General features: G+C 43.0%; 24 protein-coding genes and 1 tRNA gene. 24 read left to right on the forward strand and 1 reads right to left on the reverse strand.

The annotated features are described in order from the left end of the window. The first annotated feature begins 12 nt into the window (after positions 1–12). The 8 genes from AWH49_RS02700 (at position 13) to uvrC (ending at position 7,832) form a co-directional block, all read left to right on the forward strand. Positions 13–420 carry a DUF350 domain-containing protein gene (locus AWH49_RS02700; RefSeq protein WP_018394113.1) on the forward strand — a complete coding sequence of 136 codons (408 nt, stop codon included), beginning with the start codon at positions 13–15 and terminating at the stop codon, positions 418–420. Between the two features lie 201 nt (positions 421–621). Next, positions 622–2,319 (forward strand): long-chain-fatty-acid--CoA ligase, encoded by a 1,698-nt coding sequence (locus AWH49_RS02705; protein ID WP_063964554.1) that lies wholly within the window; start codon positions 622–624, stop codon positions 2,317–2,319. Between the two features lie 95 nt (positions 2,320–2,414). Continuing rightward, on the forward strand, positions 2,415–3,008 hold the full coding sequence (locus AWH49_RS02710; protein ID WP_026221712.1) for a fatty acid metabolism transcriptional regulator FadR: 594 nt from the start codon (positions 2,415–2,417) through the stop codon (positions 3,006–3,008). Position 3,009: 1 nt separating this feature from the next. Continuing rightward, positions 3,010–3,783: an enoyl-CoA hydratase gene (locus AWH49_RS02715; protein ID WP_063964555.1), complete on the forward strand. Its 774-nt coding sequence runs from the start codon at positions 3,010–3,012 to the stop codon at positions 3,781–3,783. A gap of 18 nt (positions 3,784–3,801) precedes the next feature. Further along, positions 3,802–4,575, forward strand: coding sequence for an electron transfer flavoprotein subunit beta/FixA family protein (locus tag AWH49_RS02720; RefSeq protein WP_063964556.1), 774 nt, complete (start codon positions 3,802–3,804; stop codon positions 4,573–4,575). Positions 4,576–4,603: 28 nt separating this feature from the next. Continuing rightward, positions 4,604–5,584 carry an electron transfer flavoprotein subunit alpha/FixB family protein gene (locus tag AWH49_RS02725; protein ID WP_063964557.1) on the forward strand — a complete coding sequence of 327 codons (981 nt, stop codon included), beginning with the start codon at positions 4,604–4,606 and terminating at the stop codon, positions 5,582–5,584. Between the two features lie 97 nt (positions 5,585–5,681). Further along, positions 5,682–5,996, forward strand: a complete 315-nt coding sequence (trxA, locus tag AWH49_RS02730; protein WP_018394107.1) for a thioredoxin — start codon at positions 5,682–5,684, stop codon at positions 5,994–5,996. Between the two features lie 60 nt (positions 5,997–6,056). Continuing rightward, entirely contained in the window at positions 6,057–7,832 is a 1,776-nt protein-coding gene (gene uvrC, locus AWH49_RS02735; RefSeq protein WP_063964558.1) for an excinuclease ABC subunit UvrC, read from the forward strand. A gap of 73 nt (positions 7,833–7,905) precedes the next feature. On the opposite strand, the gene AWH49_RS02740 is transcribed toward uvrC, so the two are convergent. Continuing rightward, complete coding sequence (locus tag AWH49_RS02740) at positions 7,906–8,340, reverse strand: YslB family protein (RefSeq protein WP_034286271.1); 435 nt, start codon at positions 8,338–8,340, stop codon at positions 7,906–7,908. Positions 8,341–8,560: 220 nt separating this feature from the next. On the opposite strand from AWH49_RS02740, the gene AWH49_RS02745 reads away from it, so the two are divergent. The 16 genes from AWH49_RS02745 to tig all read left to right on the forward strand — a co-directional run bounded on the left by AWH49_RS02745 (position 8,561) and on the right by tig (position 21,695). Continuing rightward, on the forward strand, positions 8,561–9,169 hold the full coding sequence (locus AWH49_RS02745; RefSeq protein ID WP_063964559.1) for a succinate dehydrogenase cytochrome b558 subunit: 609 nt from the start codon (positions 8,561–8,563) through the stop codon (positions 9,167–9,169). 76 nt (positions 9,170–9,245) lie between these two features. Further along, complete coding sequence (gene sdhA, locus AWH49_RS02750; protein ID WP_018394103.1) at positions 9,246–11,012, forward strand: succinate dehydrogenase flavoprotein subunit; 1,767 nt, start codon at positions 9,246–9,248, stop codon at positions 11,010–11,012. Continuing rightward, a complete protein-coding gene (gene sdhB / locus AWH49_RS02755; RefSeq protein ID WP_018394102.1) occupies positions 11,012–11,779 on the forward strand; it encodes a succinate dehydrogenase iron-sulfur subunit in 768 nt (255 codons plus the stop codon). The genes sdhA and sdhB overlap by 1 nt, the downstream gene beginning before the upstream one ends. A gap of 212 nt (positions 11,780–11,991) precedes the next feature. Next, a complete protein-coding gene (locus tag AWH49_RS02760; protein ID WP_094777131.1) occupies positions 11,992–12,198 on the forward strand; it encodes a helix-turn-helix domain-containing protein in 207 nt (68 codons plus the stop codon). Positions 12,199–12,371: 173 nt separating this feature from the next. Further along, positions 12,372–13,166: a glutamate racemase gene (racE, locus tag AWH49_RS02765; protein WP_018394099.1), complete on the forward strand. Its 795-nt coding sequence runs from the start codon at positions 12,372–12,374 to the stop codon at positions 13,164–13,166. 76 nt (positions 13,167–13,242) lie between these two features. Beyond that, positions 13,243–14,262, forward strand: coding sequence for a GerMN domain-containing protein (locus AWH49_RS02770; protein ID WP_169815964.1), 1,020 nt, complete (start codon positions 13,243–13,245; stop codon positions 14,260–14,262). 69 nt (positions 14,263–14,331) lie between these two features. Then, positions 14,332–15,087 carry a ribonuclease PH gene (rph, locus tag AWH49_RS02775; RefSeq protein WP_063964676.1) on the forward strand — a complete coding sequence of 252 codons (756 nt, stop codon included), beginning with the start codon at positions 14,332–14,334 and terminating at the stop codon, positions 15,085–15,087. Further along, positions 15,084–15,692, forward strand: a complete 609-nt coding sequence (locus AWH49_RS02780; RefSeq protein WP_063964561.1) for an XTP/dITP diphosphatase — start codon at positions 15,084–15,086, stop codon at positions 15,690–15,692. Before rph ends, AWH49_RS02780 begins: the two co-directional genes overlap by 4 nt. Next, the gene (locus AWH49_RS02785; RefSeq protein ID WP_063964562.1) at positions 15,689–16,198 is read left to right on the forward strand and encodes a metallophosphoesterase; all 510 of its coding nucleotides are present in this window, start codon (positions 15,689–15,691) and stop codon (positions 16,196–16,198) included. Before AWH49_RS02780 ends, AWH49_RS02785 begins: the two co-directional genes overlap by 4 nt. Positions 16,199–16,350: 152 nt before the next feature. Continuing rightward, positions 16,351–16,427 (forward strand) — tRNA-Arg (locus tag AWH49_RS02790). A gap of 155 nt (positions 16,428–16,582) precedes the next feature. Continuing rightward, a complete protein-coding gene (locus tag AWH49_RS20930; RefSeq protein ID WP_280512810.1) occupies positions 16,583–16,705 on the forward strand; it encodes a hypothetical protein in 123 nt (40 codons plus the stop codon). Between the two features lie 197 nt (positions 16,706–16,902). Then, positions 16,903–17,127, forward strand: a complete 225-nt coding sequence (locus AWH49_RS02795) for a hypothetical protein (RefSeq protein ID WP_034286265.1) — start codon at positions 16,903–16,905, stop codon at positions 17,125–17,127. Positions 17,128–17,364: 237 nt separating this feature from the next. Then, positions 17,365–17,727 carry a P-II family nitrogen regulator gene (locus tag AWH49_RS02800; protein ID WP_063964677.1) on the forward strand — a complete coding sequence of 121 codons (363 nt, stop codon included), beginning with the start codon at positions 17,365–17,367 and terminating at the stop codon, positions 17,725–17,727. Position 17,728: 1 nt separating this feature from the next. Beyond that, positions 17,729–19,033: an ammonium transporter gene (locus tag AWH49_RS02805; protein WP_063964563.1), complete on the forward strand. Its 1,305-nt coding sequence runs from the start codon at positions 17,729–17,731 to the stop codon at positions 19,031–19,033. Positions 19,034–19,328: 295 nt separating this feature from the next. Beyond that, entirely contained in the window at positions 19,329–20,288 is a 960-nt protein-coding gene (locus AWH49_RS02810; RefSeq protein WP_152333402.1) for a hypothetical protein, read from the forward strand. Between the two features lie 120 nt (positions 20,289–20,408). Then, a complete protein-coding gene (gene tig / locus AWH49_RS02815; protein WP_063964564.1) occupies positions 20,409–21,695 on the forward strand; it encodes a trigger factor in 1,287 nt (428 codons plus the stop codon). Positions 21,696–21,856: the final 161 nt, after the last annotated feature.

Below are 21,856 nucleotides of genomic sequence, written 5' to 3' on the forward strand. Positions count from 1 at the left end.
GGCCCCTACTACATGACTGGTTTTTGGGAAAATCAATTTGTACAGCTCGCCGGCTATTACAGCATCGCAACCATTTGTATCATTTTATGTCTGGCTGTTTTTGAACTTGTCACATCCTATCGCAACTGGGAAGAAATAAAGAGTGGCAATATGGCCGTCGCACTGGCAACCGGTGGGAAAATCTTTGGAATCGCGAACGTGTTTAGGCATTCGATCTTAAACAATGATTCGGTGCTGACGATGGCGGGGTGGGGTATTTTTGGATTTATTTTACTTCTCATCGGCTACTTTATGTTTGAATTTTTAACGCCAGGGTTTAATGTTGATAAAGAAATTGAGCGTGATAACCGGGCAGTCGGTTTTCTTTCGTTTATTATTTCAGCAGGGTTGTCGTATATGATTGGCGCGGCGCTTCTGTAAAGAGAAAAGAGGAATTTTCAAATGGAAACATTGGCAAAAGTACTGCTCGGTTTTTGCGCTGCTTTTTTGCTGGTTGGGATTCTATATATGTATTTAAATTAAAGCTGTCGCCACGACAGCTTTAATTTTCTTGTATAATGAATCATTATTCATTATACTGTAATGAGAGCACTAATTCTTCTGACAAAGGGGTGGATGAAGATGACTGAAAAACCGTGGCTTGCGCATTATCCGCCGGAAATCCCAGCAACGATTCATTATCCAGAACAGCCACTTCCGCTTTTTTTAACGAAAGCTGCCGCTGAATATAGGGACAAAATAGCGATTGAATTCCTCGGGAAAAAACTGACCTATAAAGAATTGTATGATTCCGCATTAAAAATGGCTGCCTATTTAAAAAAAATTGGTGTCAAAAAAGGAGATCGTGTAGCGATTATGCTGCCGAATAGTCCACAGGCTGTCATTAGTTTTTACGGTGTTATGTATGCCGGTGCTGTTGTCGTACAATTTAATCCACTATACAAAGAACGGGAAATCGAATACCAGTTGAAAGACTGTGGCGCGAAAGTTATGATTGCGCTCGACCTGTTATATCCACGCATCCAACACATCATCAGCAATACTCAACTTGAACACACTATTGTAACCGCTATCAAAGATTACTTACCATTTCCGAAAAACATTCTGTATCCATTTATTCAAAAGAAACAAACCGGTATGGTTGTCCACATTGAAAACCGGAACAACAATCATCATTTCACCAAAATTATGGCGGGGCCAACCGTAAAAGAAGAGCTACTAAATATAAATATTGAAAATGATCCTGCCGTTTTGCAGTATACAGGAGGGACGACGGGCTTTCCAAAAGGGGTTATACTGACGCATAAAAACCTTGTGGCGAATGCATCGATGTGTGTCGCGTGGATGTACAAATATCGTCCGGGTGCCGAAATTCTTCTTGGGATCATTCCATTTTTCCACGTGTACGGAATGACGACGGTGATGATTTTATCTGTTATGCAAGGCTATAAAATGGTTTTGCTTCCGAAGTTTGATTCAAAAACGACACTGAAAACGATTCAAAAACAAAAGCCGACGATTTTTCCGGGCGCGCCGACGATTTATGTTGCACTTTTGAATGATCCAAACATGACAAAATACGATTTGTCTTCTATTGATGCCTGTATTAGCGGCTCTGCACCGCTTCCGGTAGATATACAGAAAAAGTTTGAGAACGTGACAGGCGGTAAGCTCGTTGAAGGATATGGATTAACGGAAACATCGCCGGTCACTCATGCAAATTTCATCTGGGGCGACCGGATAAAAGGAAGCGTCGGCGTTCCATGGCCGGATACAGATGCTGCTATTTATTCTATGCAAACGAATGAACTGGTGGAAAAACCCGGTGAATTAGGTGAAATTGTCGTGAAGGGTCCGCAAGTAATGAAAGGTTACTGGAACCGTCCTGAAGAAACAGAGCAGTCATTTAAAGACGGCTGGTTGTTAACCGGGGATATTGGCTATATGGATGAAAATGGATTTTTCTATGTCGTCGACCGGAAGAAAGACATAATTATAGCCGGCGGATTCAATATTTATCCGCGTGATGTAGAAGAAGTGCTGTATGAGCATGAATCGATTCAAGAAGCAGTTGTTGCGGGTATACCAGATCCATATCGCGGAGAAACGGTGAAAGCGTACATTGTATTAAAAGAGGACCGCCATGTTACAGAAAAAGAACTCGATGATTATTGCCGCAAAAATCTTGCTGTATACAAAGTGCCACATGTTTATGATTTCCGAGATGAACTGCCTAAAACGGCTGTCGGGAAAATTTTACGGCGCGTGCTTGTAGACGAAGAAAAGAAAAAACAGGAAGAGAAGGATAACCCTAACTGATGGTCTGCTTGACGAAGTGAAATATTGGTTGTAAGATAAGAACGTGAATGAATAGTCATTCATTTCATTTCGGTCAGGAAGGCGACTTGTTTATTATGAAAAAAAACAAACCAAAATATCATCAAATCATCGATGCCGCTGTTATTGCTATTGCTGAAAATGGATACCATCAGACGCAAGTATCCAAAATTGCTAGGCAAGCTGGTGTAGCGGATGGAACGATTTATTTATATTTTAAAAATAAAGAAGACATCCTTATCTCTCTTTTTCAAGAAAAAGTGGGGACGTTCGCTGTAAAAATGAAAGAAAGTATTCAAATAAAAGCGAAAGCAGCTGAGCAATTAAGGATGCTTGTTGAAAATCATTTTACAATGCTGACAGAAGATCCGTATTTAGCCGTTGTGACACAGCTTGAACTGCGTCAGTCTAATAAAGAGCTTCGATTGAAAATTAATGAAGTGCTGAAAGAATATTTGCTGTTAATCGATCAGATTTTACAGGGGGGGATCGACGACGGTGAATTCCGAAGCAATTTAAATATTCGTCTTGCCCGGCAAATGATTTTTGGAACACTTGATGAAATGATTACAACATGGGTTATGAATGATCAAAAGTATGATTTGACTGCATCCGCATCGGACGTTGTAGAAATGCTTTTGAATGGATTTTCAGCTGAAAAGAGGAGATGACATGCCGTATATATCTGTAAGGAAGGAAAAGCGGGTAGCAGAAGTCGTCATGAACCATGCGCCGGCTAATGCACTTGCAAGTGTAGTCATCGCTGAAATGGAACAGGCACTGGATATAATTGAACATGATAATGACGTGCGGGCCGTTATTTTATACGGAGAAGGCCGTTTTTTCTCAGCCGGGGCCGATATAAAAGAATTTACCGCCATTTCTTCCAAGGAAGAATTTGTAAAAACATCCACAAGAGGACAGCGTTTGATGGAGCGGATCGAAACCTTCCCGAAGCCGATAATTGCCGCGATTCACGGTGCTGCACTCGGCGGAGGATTGGAACTTGCAATGAGCTGTCATATTCGTTATGTCACAGAAAACACGAAACTCGGTTTGCCCGAACTACAGCTCGGTCTTGTGCCGGGCTTCGGCGGATCACAGCGGCTTACCCGGTATGTTGGGATGGCGAAAGCGGCGGAAATGATGTTGACAAGTGAACCAATATTAGGTCGTGATGCTGTTCAGTGGGGCCTTGCGAATGCCGCATTTCTAGAAGAGGAATTACTTCAGGAAGCGAGAAGATTAGCACAGAAAATCGCAGCGAAAAGCCCAGTTAGTGTAAAAGCGGCCATGAGCTTACTTCATTATGCAAAACACGCCGAATATTATAAGGGGATTGAAAAAGAAGCAGATGTTTTTGGAACCGTTTTTTTATCGGATGATGCGAAAGAAGGCATTAACGCATTTATTGAAAAACGTTCACCTGACTTTAAAGGCCATTAATAAATAGGAGGGCTGACGATGAACATTTACGTTTTGATGAAAAGAACATTTGACACAGAAGAAAAAATTTCGATTAATGGCGGTCAAATTGAAGAGGATGGCGCTGAATTTATTATTAACCCGTATGATGAATATGCCGTGGAAGAAGCAATTCAAATTCGTGATGCGCATGAAGGTGAAGTAACGGTCGTCTCAGTCGGCAGTGAGGAAGCGGGAAAACAGCTGCGTATGGCTCTTGCGATGGGGGCTGATAAAGCCGTTTTAATCAATACAGAAGATGATCTTAAAGAAGGCGATCAATTTACGACGGCTAAAATTTTAGTGGAATACTTTAAGGATAAAGAAGTGGACCTCATTTTAGCCGGAAACGTCGCGATTGACGGCGGAAGCGGGCAAGTCGGGCCGCGTATAGCAGATATGCTAGGCATTCCGTATGTGACGACAATTACGAACATCGATATCGATGGATCAAACGTCTTCGTCACGCGTGATGTTGAAGGTGATTCGGAAATGATTAAGACGTCACTGCCCTTGCTTGTCACATGTCAGCAAGGTTTAAATGATCCACGTTATCCATCTCTCCCGGGCATTATGAAAGCGAAGAAAAAGCCACTCGAAGAATTGGAACTAGATGACTTGGATCTTGAAGAAGAAGACGTTGAATCGAAAACGAAGATATTGGATATTTTCCTACCTCCAGATAAAACAGCCGGGCACGTTCTCAAAGGCGACTTGACCCATCAAGTACAGGAACTCGTCAGCTTACTTCGGTCAGAAGCAAAAGTCATTTAATGTTCACTTACAAGAGGGAGGGTTTTTCATGGGAAAGAAAGTACTCGTATTAGGTGAAACCCGTGATGGACAGTTGCGCAACGTGTCGTTTGAAGCTGTTGCTGCCGGCAAAAAAGTGGCGCAAGGTGGTGAAGTGATCGGTGTGTTAATTGGTGAATCTGTCAGTATGCTTGCAAACGAACTCATTCAATACGGTGCAGATCGTGTGCTAGCAGTCGAAGATGCAAAACTGTCTCAATATACACCTGATGGCTATTCGCAGGCGTTTATGGCAGTGGTGGAGCAGGAACAGCCTGAAGGGATTGTGTTCGGCCATACGGCACTCGGAAAAGATCTATCACCCAAAATAGCAGCAAAACTTAATGCCGGTTTAATTTCCGATGCCACGTCTGTGGAGGAAGAAGACGGTGCAATTGTGTTTACGCGCCCAATTTATTCCGGAAAAGCATTTGAGAAAATCATTGTAAAAGACAGACTCATATTTGCGACTGTGCGTCCGAATAATATTCAATCGCTTGAAAAAGATGAATCACGTTCAGGTGACGCTACGAGCGTTTCTGTATCCATTACCGATTTGCGTACTGTCATTCAAGATGTCGTCCGTAAAGCAGCAGGCGGTGTGGATTTGTCGGAAGCAAAAGTAATTGTTGCCGGCGGACGTGGTGTGAAAAGCGATGAAGGATTTAAACCTCTCAAAGAACTGGCAGGCGTTCTAGGAGGAGCTGTCGGCGCCTCGCGGGGTGCGTGCGATGCGGGATACTGCGATTATTCCATGCAAATTGGTCAGACAGGTAAGGTTGTGACACCCGATTTATACATTGCATGCGGCATCTCTGGTGCGATTCAGCACCTTGCAGGTATGTCCAACTCCAAAGTGATCGTAGCAATCAACAAAGATCCGGATGCAAATATTTTTAATGTGGCGGATTACGGCATCGTCGGTGATTTGTTTGAAGTTGTGCCGATGTTGTCAGAAGAAATTAAAAAATTGAAAGCGGCTCAACTTTAAATAAAGGTTATTTTCTTCTGTAAGCAAATTAATAGCATCCACTAAAAAACGATGATATACTTTCCTTATTATTTAGAAATATAGGAGGTATGTATACATGACAATCGTAAAAGCAACTGATCAAAACTTTGCAACTGAAACAGGCAGCGGCCTCGTGCTCGCTGATTTTTGGGCACCTTGGTGCGGGCCTTGTAAAATGATCGCTCCGGTTCTTGAAGAATTGCATTCGGAACTTAGTGAAAAAGTGAAAATCGTTAAGCTTGATGTTGACGAAAATCAACAAACAGCAGGCGAATATGGCGTCATGAGTATCCCAACATTGATTCTTTTTAAAGATGGACAGCCAGTTGACAAAGTCATCGGTTACCAGCCAAAAGAAGCACTTGAAGAGCTTATAAATCGCAACGCATAATTAACATGAGGCGTCCCGCTTTAACGGGGGCGCTTTTTTTGTATGAAGGAGGTGATCGTAGTGAATGAACGAATCCGGCATAAACTATCTCTTTTGCCAGATGAACCAGGCTGTTATTTAATGAAAGATCGGCATGGTACGATTATTTATGTGGGCAAGGCAAAAGTATTGAAAAATCGTGTACGATCCTATTTTACTGGCTCAAATGACGTGAAAACGACTCGTCTCGTCAGTGAAATTGTTGATTTTGAATATATTATAACGTCATCGGATTTAGAAGCGCTTATTTTAGAGCTAAATTTAATTAAAAAACATGATCCGAAATACAACATTATGTTGAAAGATGACAAAAGCTATCCGTTTATTAAGCTGACAGCTGAACGTCATCCGCGCTTAATGATTACACGAAAAGTTAAAAAAGATAAAGCGAAGTATTTTGGTCCTTATCCGAATGCGTATGCCGCAAATGAAACGAAAAAGCTGCTCGATCGCCTTTATCCGCTTAGAAAATGTTCGACGCTGCCAGATCGCGTCTGTCTTTATTACCATATGGGACAGTGTCTCGCACCATGTATAAAAGATGTACCAATCACGACGTACAAAGAAATGGCGGCAGAAATTACTCGGTTTTTAAATGGTGGCCATCATGATGTGAAAAAAACACTTACCGATAAGATGAATGAAGCAGCTGAAAAGCTGGAATTTGAGCGGGCAAAAGAATATCGTGACCAAATATCACACATCGATACGCTTATGGAAAAGCAGAAAATTAACATGGCTGATTTTACGGACCGTGACGTCTTTGGCTACACCGTTGATAAAGGTTGGATGTGTGTACAAGTGTTTTTTGTCAGGCAGGGAAGATTGATCGAGCGCGACGTGTCCACATTCCCTATTTACAGTGAACCGGAAGAAGAATTTTTAACATATCTTGGGCGTTTTTATGAAGCCCCGGAACATTTTAAACCGAAAGAAATTTTACTGCCAAATGCAGTAGACGAACACTTAGCGGAACAACTTATTGGAGTGCCGATGATCAAACCGCAAAGAGGGAAGAAAAAAGAGCTTGTGAAGCTTGCTGAAAATAATGCGAAAGCATCGCTGAGTGAAAAATTCGCATTGATCGACCGGGACGAAGAACGCACCATTAAAGCAGCTGAACAGCTCGGCGAAGTGATGAATATTCATGTACCTTTGCGCATCGAAGCATTTGATAATTCAAACATTCAAGGAACGGCCCCTGTTTCCGCAATGGTTGTATTCATCGACGGGAAGGCGGAGAAAAAAGAGTACCGAAAATATAAAGTTAAAACGGTGATAGGACCGGATGATTACGGGTCAATGCGTGAAGTCATCCGCCGCCGTTACGCACGTGTTCTGCAGGAACATTTGCCGCTGCCTGATTTAATTATTATCGATGGTGGAAAAGGGCAGATTGAAGCAGCACGTGATATTTTGATGAATGAATTTGGACTCGATATTCCGATTGCCGGCCTTGCGAAAGATGACCGTCACCGTACATCGCAGCTTTTATACGGAAACCCACTACAAATTGTACCGCTTAAACATAATAGCCAGGCGTTTTATTTGCTTCAGCGTATTCAAGACGAAGTGCATCGATTCGCGATTACCTTTCACAGACAAATCCGTGGGAAAAGTGCATTTCAGTCTATACTCGATGATATTGAAGGTGTTGGCCCACAGCGGAAAAAGCAGCTATTAAAAACATTCGGGTCATTAAAAAAGTTAAAAGAAGCAACGAAAGAAGAAATTGTTGCAGCGGGCATTCCGGACAAAACAGCGGATGCTGTGTTGAATGCATTGAGAGAAGAATAATGGCTTTCGTTTGGACAATCACGCTGTCGTATCATAGCAAAGCAGGCTGTCTATTGTGGACAGCCCGCTGTATTTATTCCCATTTCACAGTAATATCAACATGCTTACCGCGTTTATTTAAGTGGCAGATCGCTTCCGCTGGAGCATCAAATCGTGCCGCAATCTGCTCAGCTAAGAATCCACTTTCAAGCGTAAAAGCAGGATCAGTTTGAACATCAAATCGTCGTTTCGTCAACCCACCGGATAAGCGATAAATCATTTCTTTTTTATTTTCTTTCACAAGTGCAATCTGTCCCCAACCGGCTTCTATAAAAAAAGCGGATAACTCGTCCACGTCCGCACAAGGAAAACGACGGGCTAGTGATTTGCCGCCCCAGTATAAAATATCAGCGGCATCGCTTCCTAAAATATCGCCGAGAAGCACATCGCGAATTAGTTCATAACCAAAAACGGAGACGGACGAATCCGGCTGTACAATCTGTTCCTGCTCTTCATTTTCTTTCGTCAAAATAAACTCCCCACTTTCTCTCTGATATTATATACAATTGCAAGACTTGAAAAAAGCAAATTCTGTTCCGGGGTCTGGACAAAAATGTGCCCACCTTTCCTTGACGCTTATACTTTATGAGAGTAAAATGAAGCTTGTCACATCGTAATTTAAACATGTGAAGCAGTATACGAATAATGAAAATATTTGTGTTGTGCTTCAAGAATAAGGAGGGAAAATGATGGCTGACAATCGAGAGTTTTTTTACCGCAGGCTGCACTCATTGCTCGGTGTCATTCCGATTGGGTTGTTTATGACGCAGCACTTAGTCGTCAATCATTTTGCGACGAAAGGAGAAGATGAGTTTAATCAAGCAGCTGACTTTATGGCAAATTTGCCATTTGTTCTAATACTTGAGTCACTCGTCATCTTCTTGCCGCTGTTGTTCCACGCTATTTACGGTTTATACATTGCGTTTACAGCGAAAAATAATATTGGAACACATGGCTATTTCCGAAACTGGATGTTCATGCTTCAACGTGTGTCAGGCGTTGTTACACTCGTATTCATTGCATGGCACGTTTGGGAAACAAGAGTCCAGGCAGCACTCGGGGCAGATGTAGATTTTCAAATGATGGAGAATATTTTAAATAATCCATTCATGCTCGTATTTTACATAGTCGGTGTACTATCAGCTATTTTTCATTTTTCCAATGGTCTATGGTCGTTTTGTGTTGGCTGGGGAATTGCTGTATCACCACGTTCGCAACAAGTCGTTACATATGCAACACTAATTGTTTTTGTCGTTTTATCTATCATCGGTTTGCGTGCAATCTTCGCATTCGTTTAATTATATCGGCAATCAATCGGTTTCTGTAAATAGAAAAATATAATGCAGAACTGGAAAAAAGGGAGTGAATCTCACAATGAATAAAGGTAAAGTTATCATAGTCGGTGGAGGTCTCGCTGGGTTAATGGCTACGATTAAGGTGGCGGAAACGGGTACACCCGTTGAGCTGTTTTCAATTGTTCCGGTAAAACGATCTCACTCCGTTTGTGCACAGGGCGGTATTAACGGTGCTGTTAATACAAAAGGGGAAGGGGATTCTCCGGCGGTCCACTTTGATGATACAGTTTATGGCGGCGATTTTCTTGCCAATCAGCCACCTGTAAAAGCAATGGCAGAAGCAGCACCGGGAATTATTCACTTGCTTGATCGCATGGGTGTTATGTTTAATCGGACACCGGAAGGGCTTCTTGATTTCCGTCGTTTCGGCGGTACACAGCATCACCGGACAGCATTTGCTGGTGCGACAACGGGACAGCAGTTATTGTATGCGCTTGACGAGCAAGTGCGCCGTTACGAAGTAGAAGGTCTTGTGACGAAATATGAAGGCTGGGAATTTCTCGGTTCGATTATCGATGATGAAGGCATTTGCCGCGGGATCGTTGGACAAGACCTTTCAACGATGGATATTCAGTCATTCCCGGGCGACGCAGTTATTATGGCAACCGGCGGACCTGGCATCATATTCGGTAAATCAACGAACTCGATGATCAATACAGGTTCTGCGGCATCCATCGTTTATCAGCAAGGTGCTAGCTACGCAAATGGCGAGTTTATCCAAATTCATCCGACAGCGATTCCAGGTGATGACAAGCTTCGTTTAATGAGTGAATCCGCGCGTGGTGAAGGCGGCCGTATTTGGACATATAAAGACGGAAAGCCGTGGTATTTCCTTGAAGAAAAATATCCGGCATACGGAAACCTTGTGCCGCGTGATATCGCAACACGTGAAATTTTTGATGTGTGTATAAATCAAAAACTCGGTATTAATGGTGAAAACATGGTTTATCTTGATCTTTCTCATAAAGATCCGCATGAACTTGATATTAAACTGGGTGGTATTATTGAAATCTATGAAAAATTCATGGGAGACGATCCGCGTAAAGTGCCGATGAAAATTTTCCCTGCGGTCCATTATTCAATGGGCGGGCTATGGGTTGATTATGAACAGCAGACAAGCATTCCTGGTCTATTTGCAGCTGGTGAGTGTGACTATTCACAGCATGGAGCAAACCGTCTCGGTGCGAACTCGCTTCTTTCCGCTATTTATGGTGGTATGGTCGCAGGACCGAATGCAGTGCGTTATATTAGCGGTTTAGAGAAAAGTGCAGATTCCATCTCTTCTTCTATATTCGACAACCATGCGAAACAGCAAGAAGAAAAGTGGAACGACATTATGTCACTAAACAAAGGGTCAGAAAATGCATACGTTCTTCACAAGGAATTAGGTGAGTGGATGACGGCGAACGTAACGGTTGTCCGCTATAATGATAAACTGCAGAAAACAGACGATAAAATCGTCGAATTGCTTGAGCGTTACAAAAACATCGATATTAATGACACGGCAAAATGGAGTAATCAAGGTGCGATGTTTACGCGTCAGCTGAAGAATATGCTTCACCTTGCCCGCGTTATTACGATCGGTGCATTGAACCGGAATGAAAGCCGTGGCGCGCATTACAAGCCAGACTTCCCGGACCGTAACGATGATCAGTTCATGAAAACAACAATGGCAGCATTTACAGGTGAAAATACTGCGCCCGCTTTTCATTATGAAGACATTGATGTGTCGCTAATTCCGCCTCGTAAACGTGATTATACGAAGACTAAGGAGGAGAAAAAATAATGAACGAGCAAAAAACAGTCCGCTTCATTGTTACACGCCAGGATACGGCTGATTCTGCTCCGTACAATGAAGAGTTTGAAATACCTTACCGCCCGAATATGAATGTTATTTCCGCACTGATGGAAATTCGCCGTAATCCGGTCAATAAAAAAGGTGAAAAAACGACTCCAATTACATGGGATATGAACTGTCTTGAAGAAGTATGCGGCGCATGTTCAATGAATATTAATGGCAAACCGCGCCAGTCCTGTACGGCACTTGTCGATCAGCTCGAGCAGCCGATCCGTCTTGCACCGATGAATACATTCCCGGTTACGCGTGACTTGCAGGTCGACCGTAGCCGTATGTTTGACACATTGAAACGAGTCAAAGCATGGGTGCCAATTGACGGGACATATGACCTTGGTCCCGGACCGCGTATGCCAGAGCGTAAACGCCAGTGGGCTTATGAATTGTCTAAGTGCATGACGTGTGGGGTATGTCTCGAAGCGTGCCCGAACGTAAACAGCAAATCTAACTTTATCGGAGCTCAACCGCTTTCACAAGTAAGATTATTCAATGCTCATCCAACAGGTGCAATGAATCGCGATGAACGTCTGGAAACAATTATGAGTGAAGGCGGCCTTGAGGGCTGTGGTAACTCGCAAAATTGTGTGCAATCTTGTCCAAAAGGTATTCCATTAACAACATCGATTGCTGCACTAAACCGTGAAGCAACAGTTCATTCATTCCGCAGATTCTTTGGAAGTGACCATGCAGTTGATTAATGATCAAAAACCTTCAGCAAACGCTGAAGGTTTTTTGTATGTACAGCAGATTTATCTCATTTTAACGGGCAGTAAGACTCCTGTTTCAAAATTTTAAGAGACGCTCATAAGGATAAGTGGAAATGGCCGCGACCAATTTGAGACCGTAAGCATATGATATGGTAGCGACGGCTAACCGATAAAGGCCGGCTTGTGAAAGGGTGACATTGTGTGTGGCTGCATCCATCTTAACGAAACGGGAAAAAGAGGTCTTTGACTGGCTTATTGTCGGAAAATCGACATATGATATTGCACAGGTTCTCGGAATTAGCGAAAAAACGGTGCGAAACCATATTTCGAATGGGATTCAAAAACTTGGTGTAAAAGGACGTGCACAGGCGATTGTAGAACTGTTGCGGCTTGGTGAAATTAATTTATGAGCAGTGCTGGTAACCAGCACTGCTTTTCCCTTTTTCCGTTCTCTTGCATTTTAGACGAAAAACAGGGAAAATATACGAGGAAAGATGAATTTTTTTTATGAAGAAGGGAACAGGCTAAATTGTCTTCTTCGTAAAAGTATAAGTTGAAATGAAAGTGGAACGAGGCGGAATTGTTGAACAAACCAATTGGCGTAATTGATTCGGGTGTCGGAGGGCTGACAGTAGCGAAAGAAATGATGCGTCAGCTCCCGAAAGAAATGATTTATTATGTAGGAGATACGGCTCGTTGTCCGTATGGGCCGCGGCTGCCAGGTGAAGTACGGAAGTTCACGTGGGAAATGACGCGTTTTTTGGAACGTTACGATATAAAAATGCTTGTCATTGCCTGTAATACAGCGACAGCCGTTGTATTAGAAGAGATCAGAAGAGAAATGCCGATTCCGGTTGTCGGTGTCATTCAGCCGGGGGCACGTGCGGCGATTAAAGAGACGAAAAATCGCCATATAGCAGTCCTTGGAACGATAGGAACGATTAAAAGCGGTGCGTATGAAAAAGCAATTAACGCGACAGATTCAGATGCGAAAATTTATCCGCTTGCCTGTCCAGATTTTGTGCCGCTTGTTGAAAGCGGTGAGTATAGAAGTGAACGGGCAAAAGAAATTGTAGCCGCAACGTTGCAGCCACTGAAAAAAACTCCTGCTGATACGGTTATTTTAGGATGCACTCACTATCCACTATTAGAACCGATTATTGCTGAATTCATGGGACCAGATGTATCGGTCATTAGTTCTGGCGATGAAACAGCGTATGGTGTCAGTTCGATACTTGAATTTAATGATATGATGGCTGAAGGTGAAATGCCGGCACATCGTTTTTTTACAACAGGTCGTACAAAATCGTTTTATACAATTGCCTCTGACTGGCTCGGGGACACATCCATTCAAATTAAGAACATTCAGCTGGCGTAATGCCGGCTTTTTTTTGTTCTGCGAAAAAAAGCGGTTCATATACATGTACCATTGCATATTCAGGAGGGCGATCTGTGTGCGTTTATTTCGGAAAGCAGCATTTGTTGCCACGATTATGGTCATGTCAGGCTGCAGTTATCCATTTGGACAGGACAGCGAAACAGATGAGTTGCCGAAGCGCGTTGTCTATTCAGAATCAGAAGTGGACAGTCCGGCATCGGCAGACGAGACGATCATGGCCGAACTGTATGTAATTGACGAGAATAATCTTGTTGTCCCACAGGCAGTGCCTATTGAACAGGCCGATAACGAAGAAAAAGCAGCCTTACAGTACATGGCTACAGGAGAAATTGGGAATGGATTCCGCACACCGCTGCCTGAAGGGACGGTTATTGAAAATGTAGAAATAAAAGGGAAAGAAGCTGTCGTGAGCGTGTCGGGAGCGTTTGAGGATTATGCACCAGAAGATGAAGCGAATATTGCAGCAGCGATCACATGGACAGTGACAGGTTTCGGGAAAGCAGACCGCGTTCAAATTGAATTGGATGGAAAAAGATTGCAAACGATGCCGATCGGTGGAATGCCGATTGCAGCGTCGGGTATGCAGCGGGAAGATGGTATTAATATGGGGGCAAGCTATGCCAAAACAGGTGCAACGAAACCATTAACCGTCTATTTTTCTGCACAAAATGAACAGGGGCCGTATTATGTGCCGGTGACGCGTCGAATTTCAGCTGATACAAAGGATCTTGTTTCAGCAGCAGTAGCTGAACTATCAAAAGGACCAGATGCGGGAAGCGGCCTTGCTTCCGAGCTCATGCCAGGAACGAAACTCGTCGAGGCGCCTACTGTACAAAAAGGACTGGCTGTGTTGCATTTTAATGATGCCATTCTAGAAAACAACGGAGAAGCGCTTCTTTCCAGCCGTGTACTAAAGCCGCTTGCGTTAACACTTGCCGAATCAGCTGGCATTGAGAGCATGGCCATTCATGTAGATGGGAAATCAAATGTAAAGCTTGAAACAGGTGAACAAGTACCAGCTTCTATCACGGCTCCATTGTTTATCAATCAACAAAGTATTGTTTCAGCAGAATGAAGATTTGACAGATGCGCGCAAATTCCGGAAAATGGACAACGGACGAAGTAAAAACGGAGGTTATGAATGATGCGCATAGATGGACGAACGGAATATGAACTGAGACCAGTAAAGATTGAACCCCATTTTCTAACACATCCGGAAGGATCGGTTTTAATTTCAGTCGGTCAAACGAAAGTGATCTGTACAGCGAGCATTGAAGATCGCGTACCTCCTTTTATGCGGGGGAGCGGCAAAGGATGGGTAACGGCCGAATATGCCATGATTCCTCGTGCGACAGGACAGCGCAACATGCGTGAATCGACGAAAGGAAAAGTAACCGGACGAACGATGGAAATTCAGCGTCTAATCGGCAGAGCGCTCCGGGCTGTCGTCGATCTTGACGTCATTGGCGAACGTACTGTGTGGATCGACTGTGATGTCATTCAAGCAGACGGCGGAACGAGAACAGCGGCCATTACCGGCGCATTTATAGCGATGACTTTGGCACTTCATAAACTTGCCATTGAAAAGGATTTTCAGGCGTATCCAATTACTGATTTTTTGGCAGCGACAAGTGTGGGAATCATCAAAGAGCACGGTGTCGTAGTAGATTTAAATTATGAAGAAGACAGCAAGGCTGCAGTCGATATGAATGTCGTCATGACGGGATCAGGACAATTTGTTGAAGTGCAGGGAACCGGAGAAGAGGCGACATTTTCGATGAATGAACTACAGCAGCTACTCGAAGCCGCGCAATCTGGAATGAAAGAACTTTTCGAGACTCAGTCAGACGTTCTTGGCGTTGCGGCAGACCTTATTAATGAAAGGAAGGCCGAGCAGTGAACGAAGTTATAATTGCCACGAAAAATAGTGGAAAAGCAAAAGAATTTGTACAATTGTTCGAATCATATGGAATCACTGTCAAAACATTAATCGACTACCCAGAACTGCCGGACGTAGAAGAAACAGGCGAAACGTTTGAAGAAAACGCGCTCTTAAAAGCAGAATCAGCCGCCTACTTAACTGGCCAGCCAGCCATTGCGGATGACTCCGGACTCGTCATCGATGCCTTAGACGGCAGACCAGGCGTCTATTCCGCTCGATATGCAGGGATTGATAAAGATGACAAAGCGAACAATAGGAAAGTTCTTAAGGAAATGGCTGGAGCAGTAGATGATCGCCGAAGCGCCCGTTTTAAATGTGTTCTCGCGGTTTCATTTCCAGACGATCGGGAACCTATAATAGTAGAAGGTAACTGTGAGGGCCGCATTGCTTATGAAGAAAGCGGCACAAATGGATTCGGATATGATCCGTTATTTATTCCAGATGGATTTGATCAAACAATGGCGCAACTTGAGCCAGATGTAAAAAATAAGATCAGCCATCGGGCAAATGCCCTTCGAAAATTACAGGTATCCTTAACCGAATTGGAAGGTGAACTGAAATGAAACTGCTTGTTGTCAGTGATAGCCACGGATGGAATACAGTTTTAACAGATTTAAAACGCCGCTATGCAAACAAAGTCGATGCGATGATTCATTGCGGCGACTCGGAGCTTAACGCAGACGATCCTGCTCTAGAAGGCTATACGATTGTGCGAGGGAATTGCGATATGGAAGATCAGTTTCCAAATGATGTGTTAGAGAGCATTGAAGATGCCCGCGTATTCGTCACGCATGGTCATCGATATGATGTGAAAATGACACTCTTGAATCTATCGTATAAAGCGAAAGAAAACAGTGCTGAATTCGTTTTCTTCGGTCACACACATACAGCGGGCGTCGAACAGCAGGATGGTGTCATATACTTAAACCCAGGCAGTATCTCGCTCCCTAAAGGCCGCCGTGAAAAAACGTATGCCATTGTAGAAGTGGACAAGAAAAAAACGGTCGTCCGCTTTTATGATGAAAAACATCATGAAATTGAAGGAATGCAAACAAAATTTAACCGCTGATTGATAGGAAGCGGGTGCCCCGCACGTTTCACGCGGGGCTTTTTAAAAACGAGTGGTCAGAATCAAGATAAAGTGCCCTTACCGCATTTATATTTAAATTCCTATTGACATCTCTTCCACTCATTGCTATTATAAATATTGTCTTTAAGGATGTCTCAGTAGCTCAGCTGGATAGAGCAACGGCCTTCTAAGCCGTCGGTCGGGGGTTCGAATCCCTCCTGGGACGCCATACATAAGAAATCAAGAAGGCGGTCTGACACGTAATGGTGCGGATCGTCTTTTTTCTTAAACACTTTCATTCATTTAGGTGAAACGGTCAGTATAACGGTCTTATACGAAATTTGCCCGTTATTGACTTCCCTGATGATGGAGGTGTTTTTTGTTATGACAAAAAGAAAAGGGATACTTGATGTAAAGGTCGATGTGAGAAAAATGTTAACTGAATCCGTCCAAACCACGCCTGAAATTGATTCTAAACAAGTCTGGGGTAATATAGCAATTCAATGACAGTTAAAGTGGCTCTTGAGGTTATTACGCGTCATGCGAAAGAATACATTTCTTATTTAGCTGCCTTTGAGTTTTGAATGAAGTAATGAACAAAGCTGGAGTTGGCAAAACTACACTTGAACAGGAGTCGGCATTATTTACAGATAAGAACGAGATTATACGCAATTATTTCGAAATATGGAAGGGGTTATCCGAAAATGGCACGCGAAGATAAATCGTTAGCGGGGTTATTTCCAAGCGCGGAGGAACAACCGCGTAATCCACAAGCAGACCCACAGGAAAACGTCTTACACCCGCCCGAGGGCGGTCAGAATGACGAGAGAATGTCGGAGGAAGTAAGAGAGTTAGACCCGGTTAAAGGGTACAATAGAGTTCATGTAGATCACAAAAATAATAATTTGAATAATAAAAATCCACAATAACTATTATGTATACCAAAAAAGGGTGTCTTTTGATGTCCTTTTTCTTTATGTCCTCAACTCTGTGTAAAAGGATATTTTTATCCTCAACTTGTCGCCAAGTTAATCTTCATTCTCATTCAATTTGCTTACTGTTTCCCAAATAAGATGATTTAGATATCAAAAAGACATTGTTTACATGCGGATTGATGATTAATATAGATGTATCGGAAGAAATTCAAAAAAGTGGATGTGATTATTTTGAAAAAAGTAGAAGCGATTATTCGTCCGCAAATGTTAACAAACACGATTAACGGACTCAACGACATTGGCGTAACGGCTTTTACAGTCACCCAAGTCGTGGGACGAGGTCAACAGGTGGATGGCAGCGGGGTGTACAGGGGACGAAATTACAAAGTTAATTTGCATCCAAAAGTAAAGATGGAAATTATCGTATCCAATTTTATGGTGGAACGCGTCATCGAAACGGTGATGAACACAGCGTACACTGGTGAAGCCGGCGATGGAAAAATTTTTGTGTATCCTGTCATGGAAGCATACAATATTCGGACGAAACAAATTGATACAACGATTACGGAACTAGCAGAAGATGGGGTGGAGTAAGATGGAACTTATTTATTTGAATACCGTCTGGGTTATTATTGCCGCAGCGATGGTGTTATTAATGGAAGGCGGATTTAGTTTACTTGAAGCAGGTCTTGTGCGGACGAAGAATGCAGTAAATGTAACGATGAAGATTTTCGTCGACTTGACAGTTGCAGTGCTTGCATTCTGGGTAGTTGGATTTGGCATTATGTTTGGAGAAGATGCAGGCGGATTCATTGGCACAAGTTTATTCGGTGCACCAGAACAAATTGAATTAGGGATAGAACTTCCAGGTGCAGCATTCGTATTATTCCAAATTGGCTTTGCGATTGCTTGTGTCTCCATTGTTTCTGGGGCGCTCGCAGAACGAATGAATTTTAAAGCCTATATACTAACAGCCATCCTCCTTACGTCGATTGTCTATCCTCTTTCCGGTCATTGGGTATGGAATGCAGACGGCTGGCTCGCCAAGCTCGGTATGAAAGATTTTGCAGGCTCAGCGGTTATTCATGGCATGGGTGGCTTTTTAGCACTCGCCATGGCGATTGTACTTGGGCCACGTCAAGGCCGATTTAACGGTGACGGCAGTGTCAATGTCTTTGTACCAAGTAATATTCCACTCGCATCGGCGGGCGCATTCCTTTTATGGTTCGGCTGGTTCGGTTTCAATGCCGGTAGCACACTTGATGCCTCCAACGCATCACTTGCCATTATCGCACTCAACACCATGCTCGCTGGCGCCTCTGGTGGTACGATGGCCCTTTTATTGACATTGTTCCGTTATGGAAAAACGGATCCAAGTATGACGATTAATGGGATTTTATCCGGATTGGTTGCGGTAACAGCAGGCTGCGCGTTCGTTGCGCCAATGAGTGCCATCTTAATCGGCGCAATCGGTGGTGTAATCGTTGTCTTCGGTACATTATTAATTGATCGAATGAAAGTAGATGACCCGGTTGGTGCAGTTGCGGTACATGGCTTTAACGGATTATTCGGTACAATCGCAGTTGGTTTGTTCGATATAACAGATGGTCTTTTCACAACAGGTCAATCTGAGCTTTTGCAAGTTCAGCTAATAGGCGCACTTACTGTATGTGCGTGGGGCTTTGCCAGTGGACTATTCATTGCGTATCTTGCTAAAGCAACAGTTGGTCTTCGTGCGACGAAAAAAGAAGAAATCGAAGGACTCGATATGTCGTACCACGGTATCCCGGCTTACAACGAACTCGAACGCTTCATAGACGTTCCAGTCAACTTGTATAATTTTGAAGAAACGACAGGTGTTACTGTCGTCGCACCAAAAGCAAAAACAATTAATCAATAATGAAAGAATGCTCTCAGGTTATGCTGAGAGTCGATTTTTGTTGCTTGTTTATTCGATCATGCCGCGTCTCCCTTGTAAGCTTTCCTCCCTTCAAGATCTGTTTGTAACTTTAACACAATTATCCACTCCCTTTTTTACGCCGATGGGGGATTCAAATCCTTCCGAGGGACGCCATACATAAGAAATCAAGAAGGCGGTCTGTCACGTAATGGTGCGGATCGTCTTTTTTCTGTTCTTTCGATTTATCACGTGCTACACTTTAATTATTAAAAATCCGGAACGGGTGACGAATAAAATGAAGAAGAAAAAGCGGATCAAAGACGGCAATGTGATTCAATTTCCGGGCACGCTAGGTCATCTGGAGAGAGAGGGACAGGCGGCACTTGAAGAAAAGCGGTTTGGTGATGCGATCCGTCTATACACAGAAGCACTCCGTTTTGAAACTGACCGTGTCGAAGAGCTCAAAATGGCACTGCTTATTGCGTATCATGAAAGCGAAAGCTATGATGAGGGGATTCAATTGTCACGAGGTATGCTTCATGCTGGTGAAGGGCACTATTTTGATGTTCTCGATTTACATGTATTGATGCTTATTCAAAAAAAATGCTATCAAGAAGTGGGGGATACGTTAGGAGTGCTTCTTGAAGAAGGGCTGCCCCCAGATCGGTATGAACATTTCGCTCATTTAAAAGCGCTCGCTGATCGGATGAGTACGAAACAGAATTCCCCGGCAGCCGTATTGTTTAAACAAGAAGACACGATGCAGGATAAAATGATGAAACTTGCGGAACTTGCGTCGCCGGGCGCATCGCCTTATGAAAAAGAATTGATCATGATGCTTGCAAATACGAAAGAGCATCCATTTGTTCAATCGATGTCGCTTGGACTGCTTCGTGAAATAGGCACTGCTCAAAATGTAACCGTTCGGAAATTTCATTTTGAAAAAGAGGTTATTCCAGTGCTGACAGACGAAGTGTTCAGTCGGCCTTTTTATAAGGAAACATCCGCACATCTTGATCAAACGATTGGCCAGGAAAATCCGGTTTTATTTGAGCAAGCAATAGAACTAATTAAGCAGCAATTGTTTTTAATGCATCCATTTGATCCAGAAGTAGAACCATCTGTCTGGGCGAATGCTGCTGTTCTCCACATTGAATCGCTCTATCGTTCCGTGAGCGATCTCTCTAATATTGACCCAGAGATAGGCAAGGCACTGTCGTTTATGAAAGAACTCGATGAAATTTTATCCTTTTAGTTGAAAGAAAGTGGCTATATGGTATAATGTAAAAGTCGTATTGTGTCCTTTTTGTATCAGAAAGAATATACATAAGGCGAACGTTCATCTTTATTAATAGATTGTTGGAGGGAATTTTTTATGTCTGCAAAGTGGGAAAAATTAGAAGGGAACCAGGGAGTACTTACTGTTGAAGTTGATACTGAAACAGTGAAAAAAGGACTTGACGCTGCGTTCCAAAAAGTCGTAAAAACAATTAATGTACCGGGCTTTCGTAAAGGGAAGATGCCTCGTCCGTTGTTCGAACAACGTTTCGGCGTTGAATCACTTTATCAGGATGCGATCGATGCGATTCTTCCAGAAGCGTATGGAAATGCGATCGACGAAGCGGGTATTGATCCTGTTGACCGCCCTGAAATCGATGTAGAGCAATTCGAAAAAGGCAAACCATTCATCTTCAAAGCGACTGTTACAGTGAAGCCTGAAGTGAAACTTGGTGAATACAAAGGCCTTGAAGTAGAAAAAGCGAGCACAGATGTAACAGATGAAGACGTTCAAAACGAACTTCAAGATCTTCAAAAACGTCACGCTGAGCTAGTTGTAAAAGAAGAAGGCACTGTTGAAAATGAAGATACTGTTGTGATCGATTTTGAAGGATTCGTTAACGGTGAAGCGTTTGAAGGCGGGCAGGCTGAAAACTATTCAATCGTTATCGGTTCTGGTACATTCATTCCGGGATTTGAAGAACAGATTATCGGCATGAAAACAGGTGAAGAAAAAGAAGTGGAAGTGACATTCCCTGAAGAATACCATGCGGAAGAGCTTGCGGGTCAACCTGCTGTATTCAAAGTGAAACTTCATGAAGTAAAAGCACAGGAATTACCTGAGTTAAATGATGATTTCGCGAAAGAAACAGACGAAGAAGTGGAAACACTCGATGCGTTGACAGCAAAAATTAAAGAACGACTAGCTGAGCAAAAGCAAAGCGCTTCTGAACAAAAGTTGCGTGATGACCTTGTTGAACAAGCGGTAGCGAATGCAGAATCTGATATTCCTGATGTCATGATCGACAGTGAAATCGACCGCATGCTTCAAGAGTTTACACAAAACCTTTCAATGCAAGGTATGAACCTTGATCTGTACTACCAGTTTTCAGGTCAATCAGAAGCAGACCTTCGTGCACAAATGAAAGAAAATGCTGCAACGCGCGTGCGCACAAGCTTAACGCTTGAAGCAATCGCTGTTGCTGAAAATCTTGAGCCAACTGATGAAGATGTAGAAGCTGAAGTAAATAAAATGGCTGAGCAATTTGGTCTTTCAAAAGAAGATATTCAAAAAGCGCTTGGCAGCCTTGATGGCATGAAAGCAGACTTGAAAATTCGTAAAGCAGTTGAATTTCTTGTCGAAAACAGCAAAACTAGTGCATAATAAAAGGACAAGCTGACAAGGCACGACTTGATCGTGCCTTGTTTTCTACCATAAAACAAGGGGAAAATGCTTTTTCGTTTTTGTTTTATGGCAAATGTGCTACAATGCGATACATAACTTAATTAAGGGGTAGTCAAAAAGTCGGTCTACTGAATTTTTCC

It is taken from the genome of Domibacillus aminovorans (genome assembly GCF_001643235.1).
GTDB classification, from domain to species: Bacteria; Bacillota; Bacilli; order Bacillales; family Domibacillaceae; genus Domibacillus; species Domibacillus aminovorans.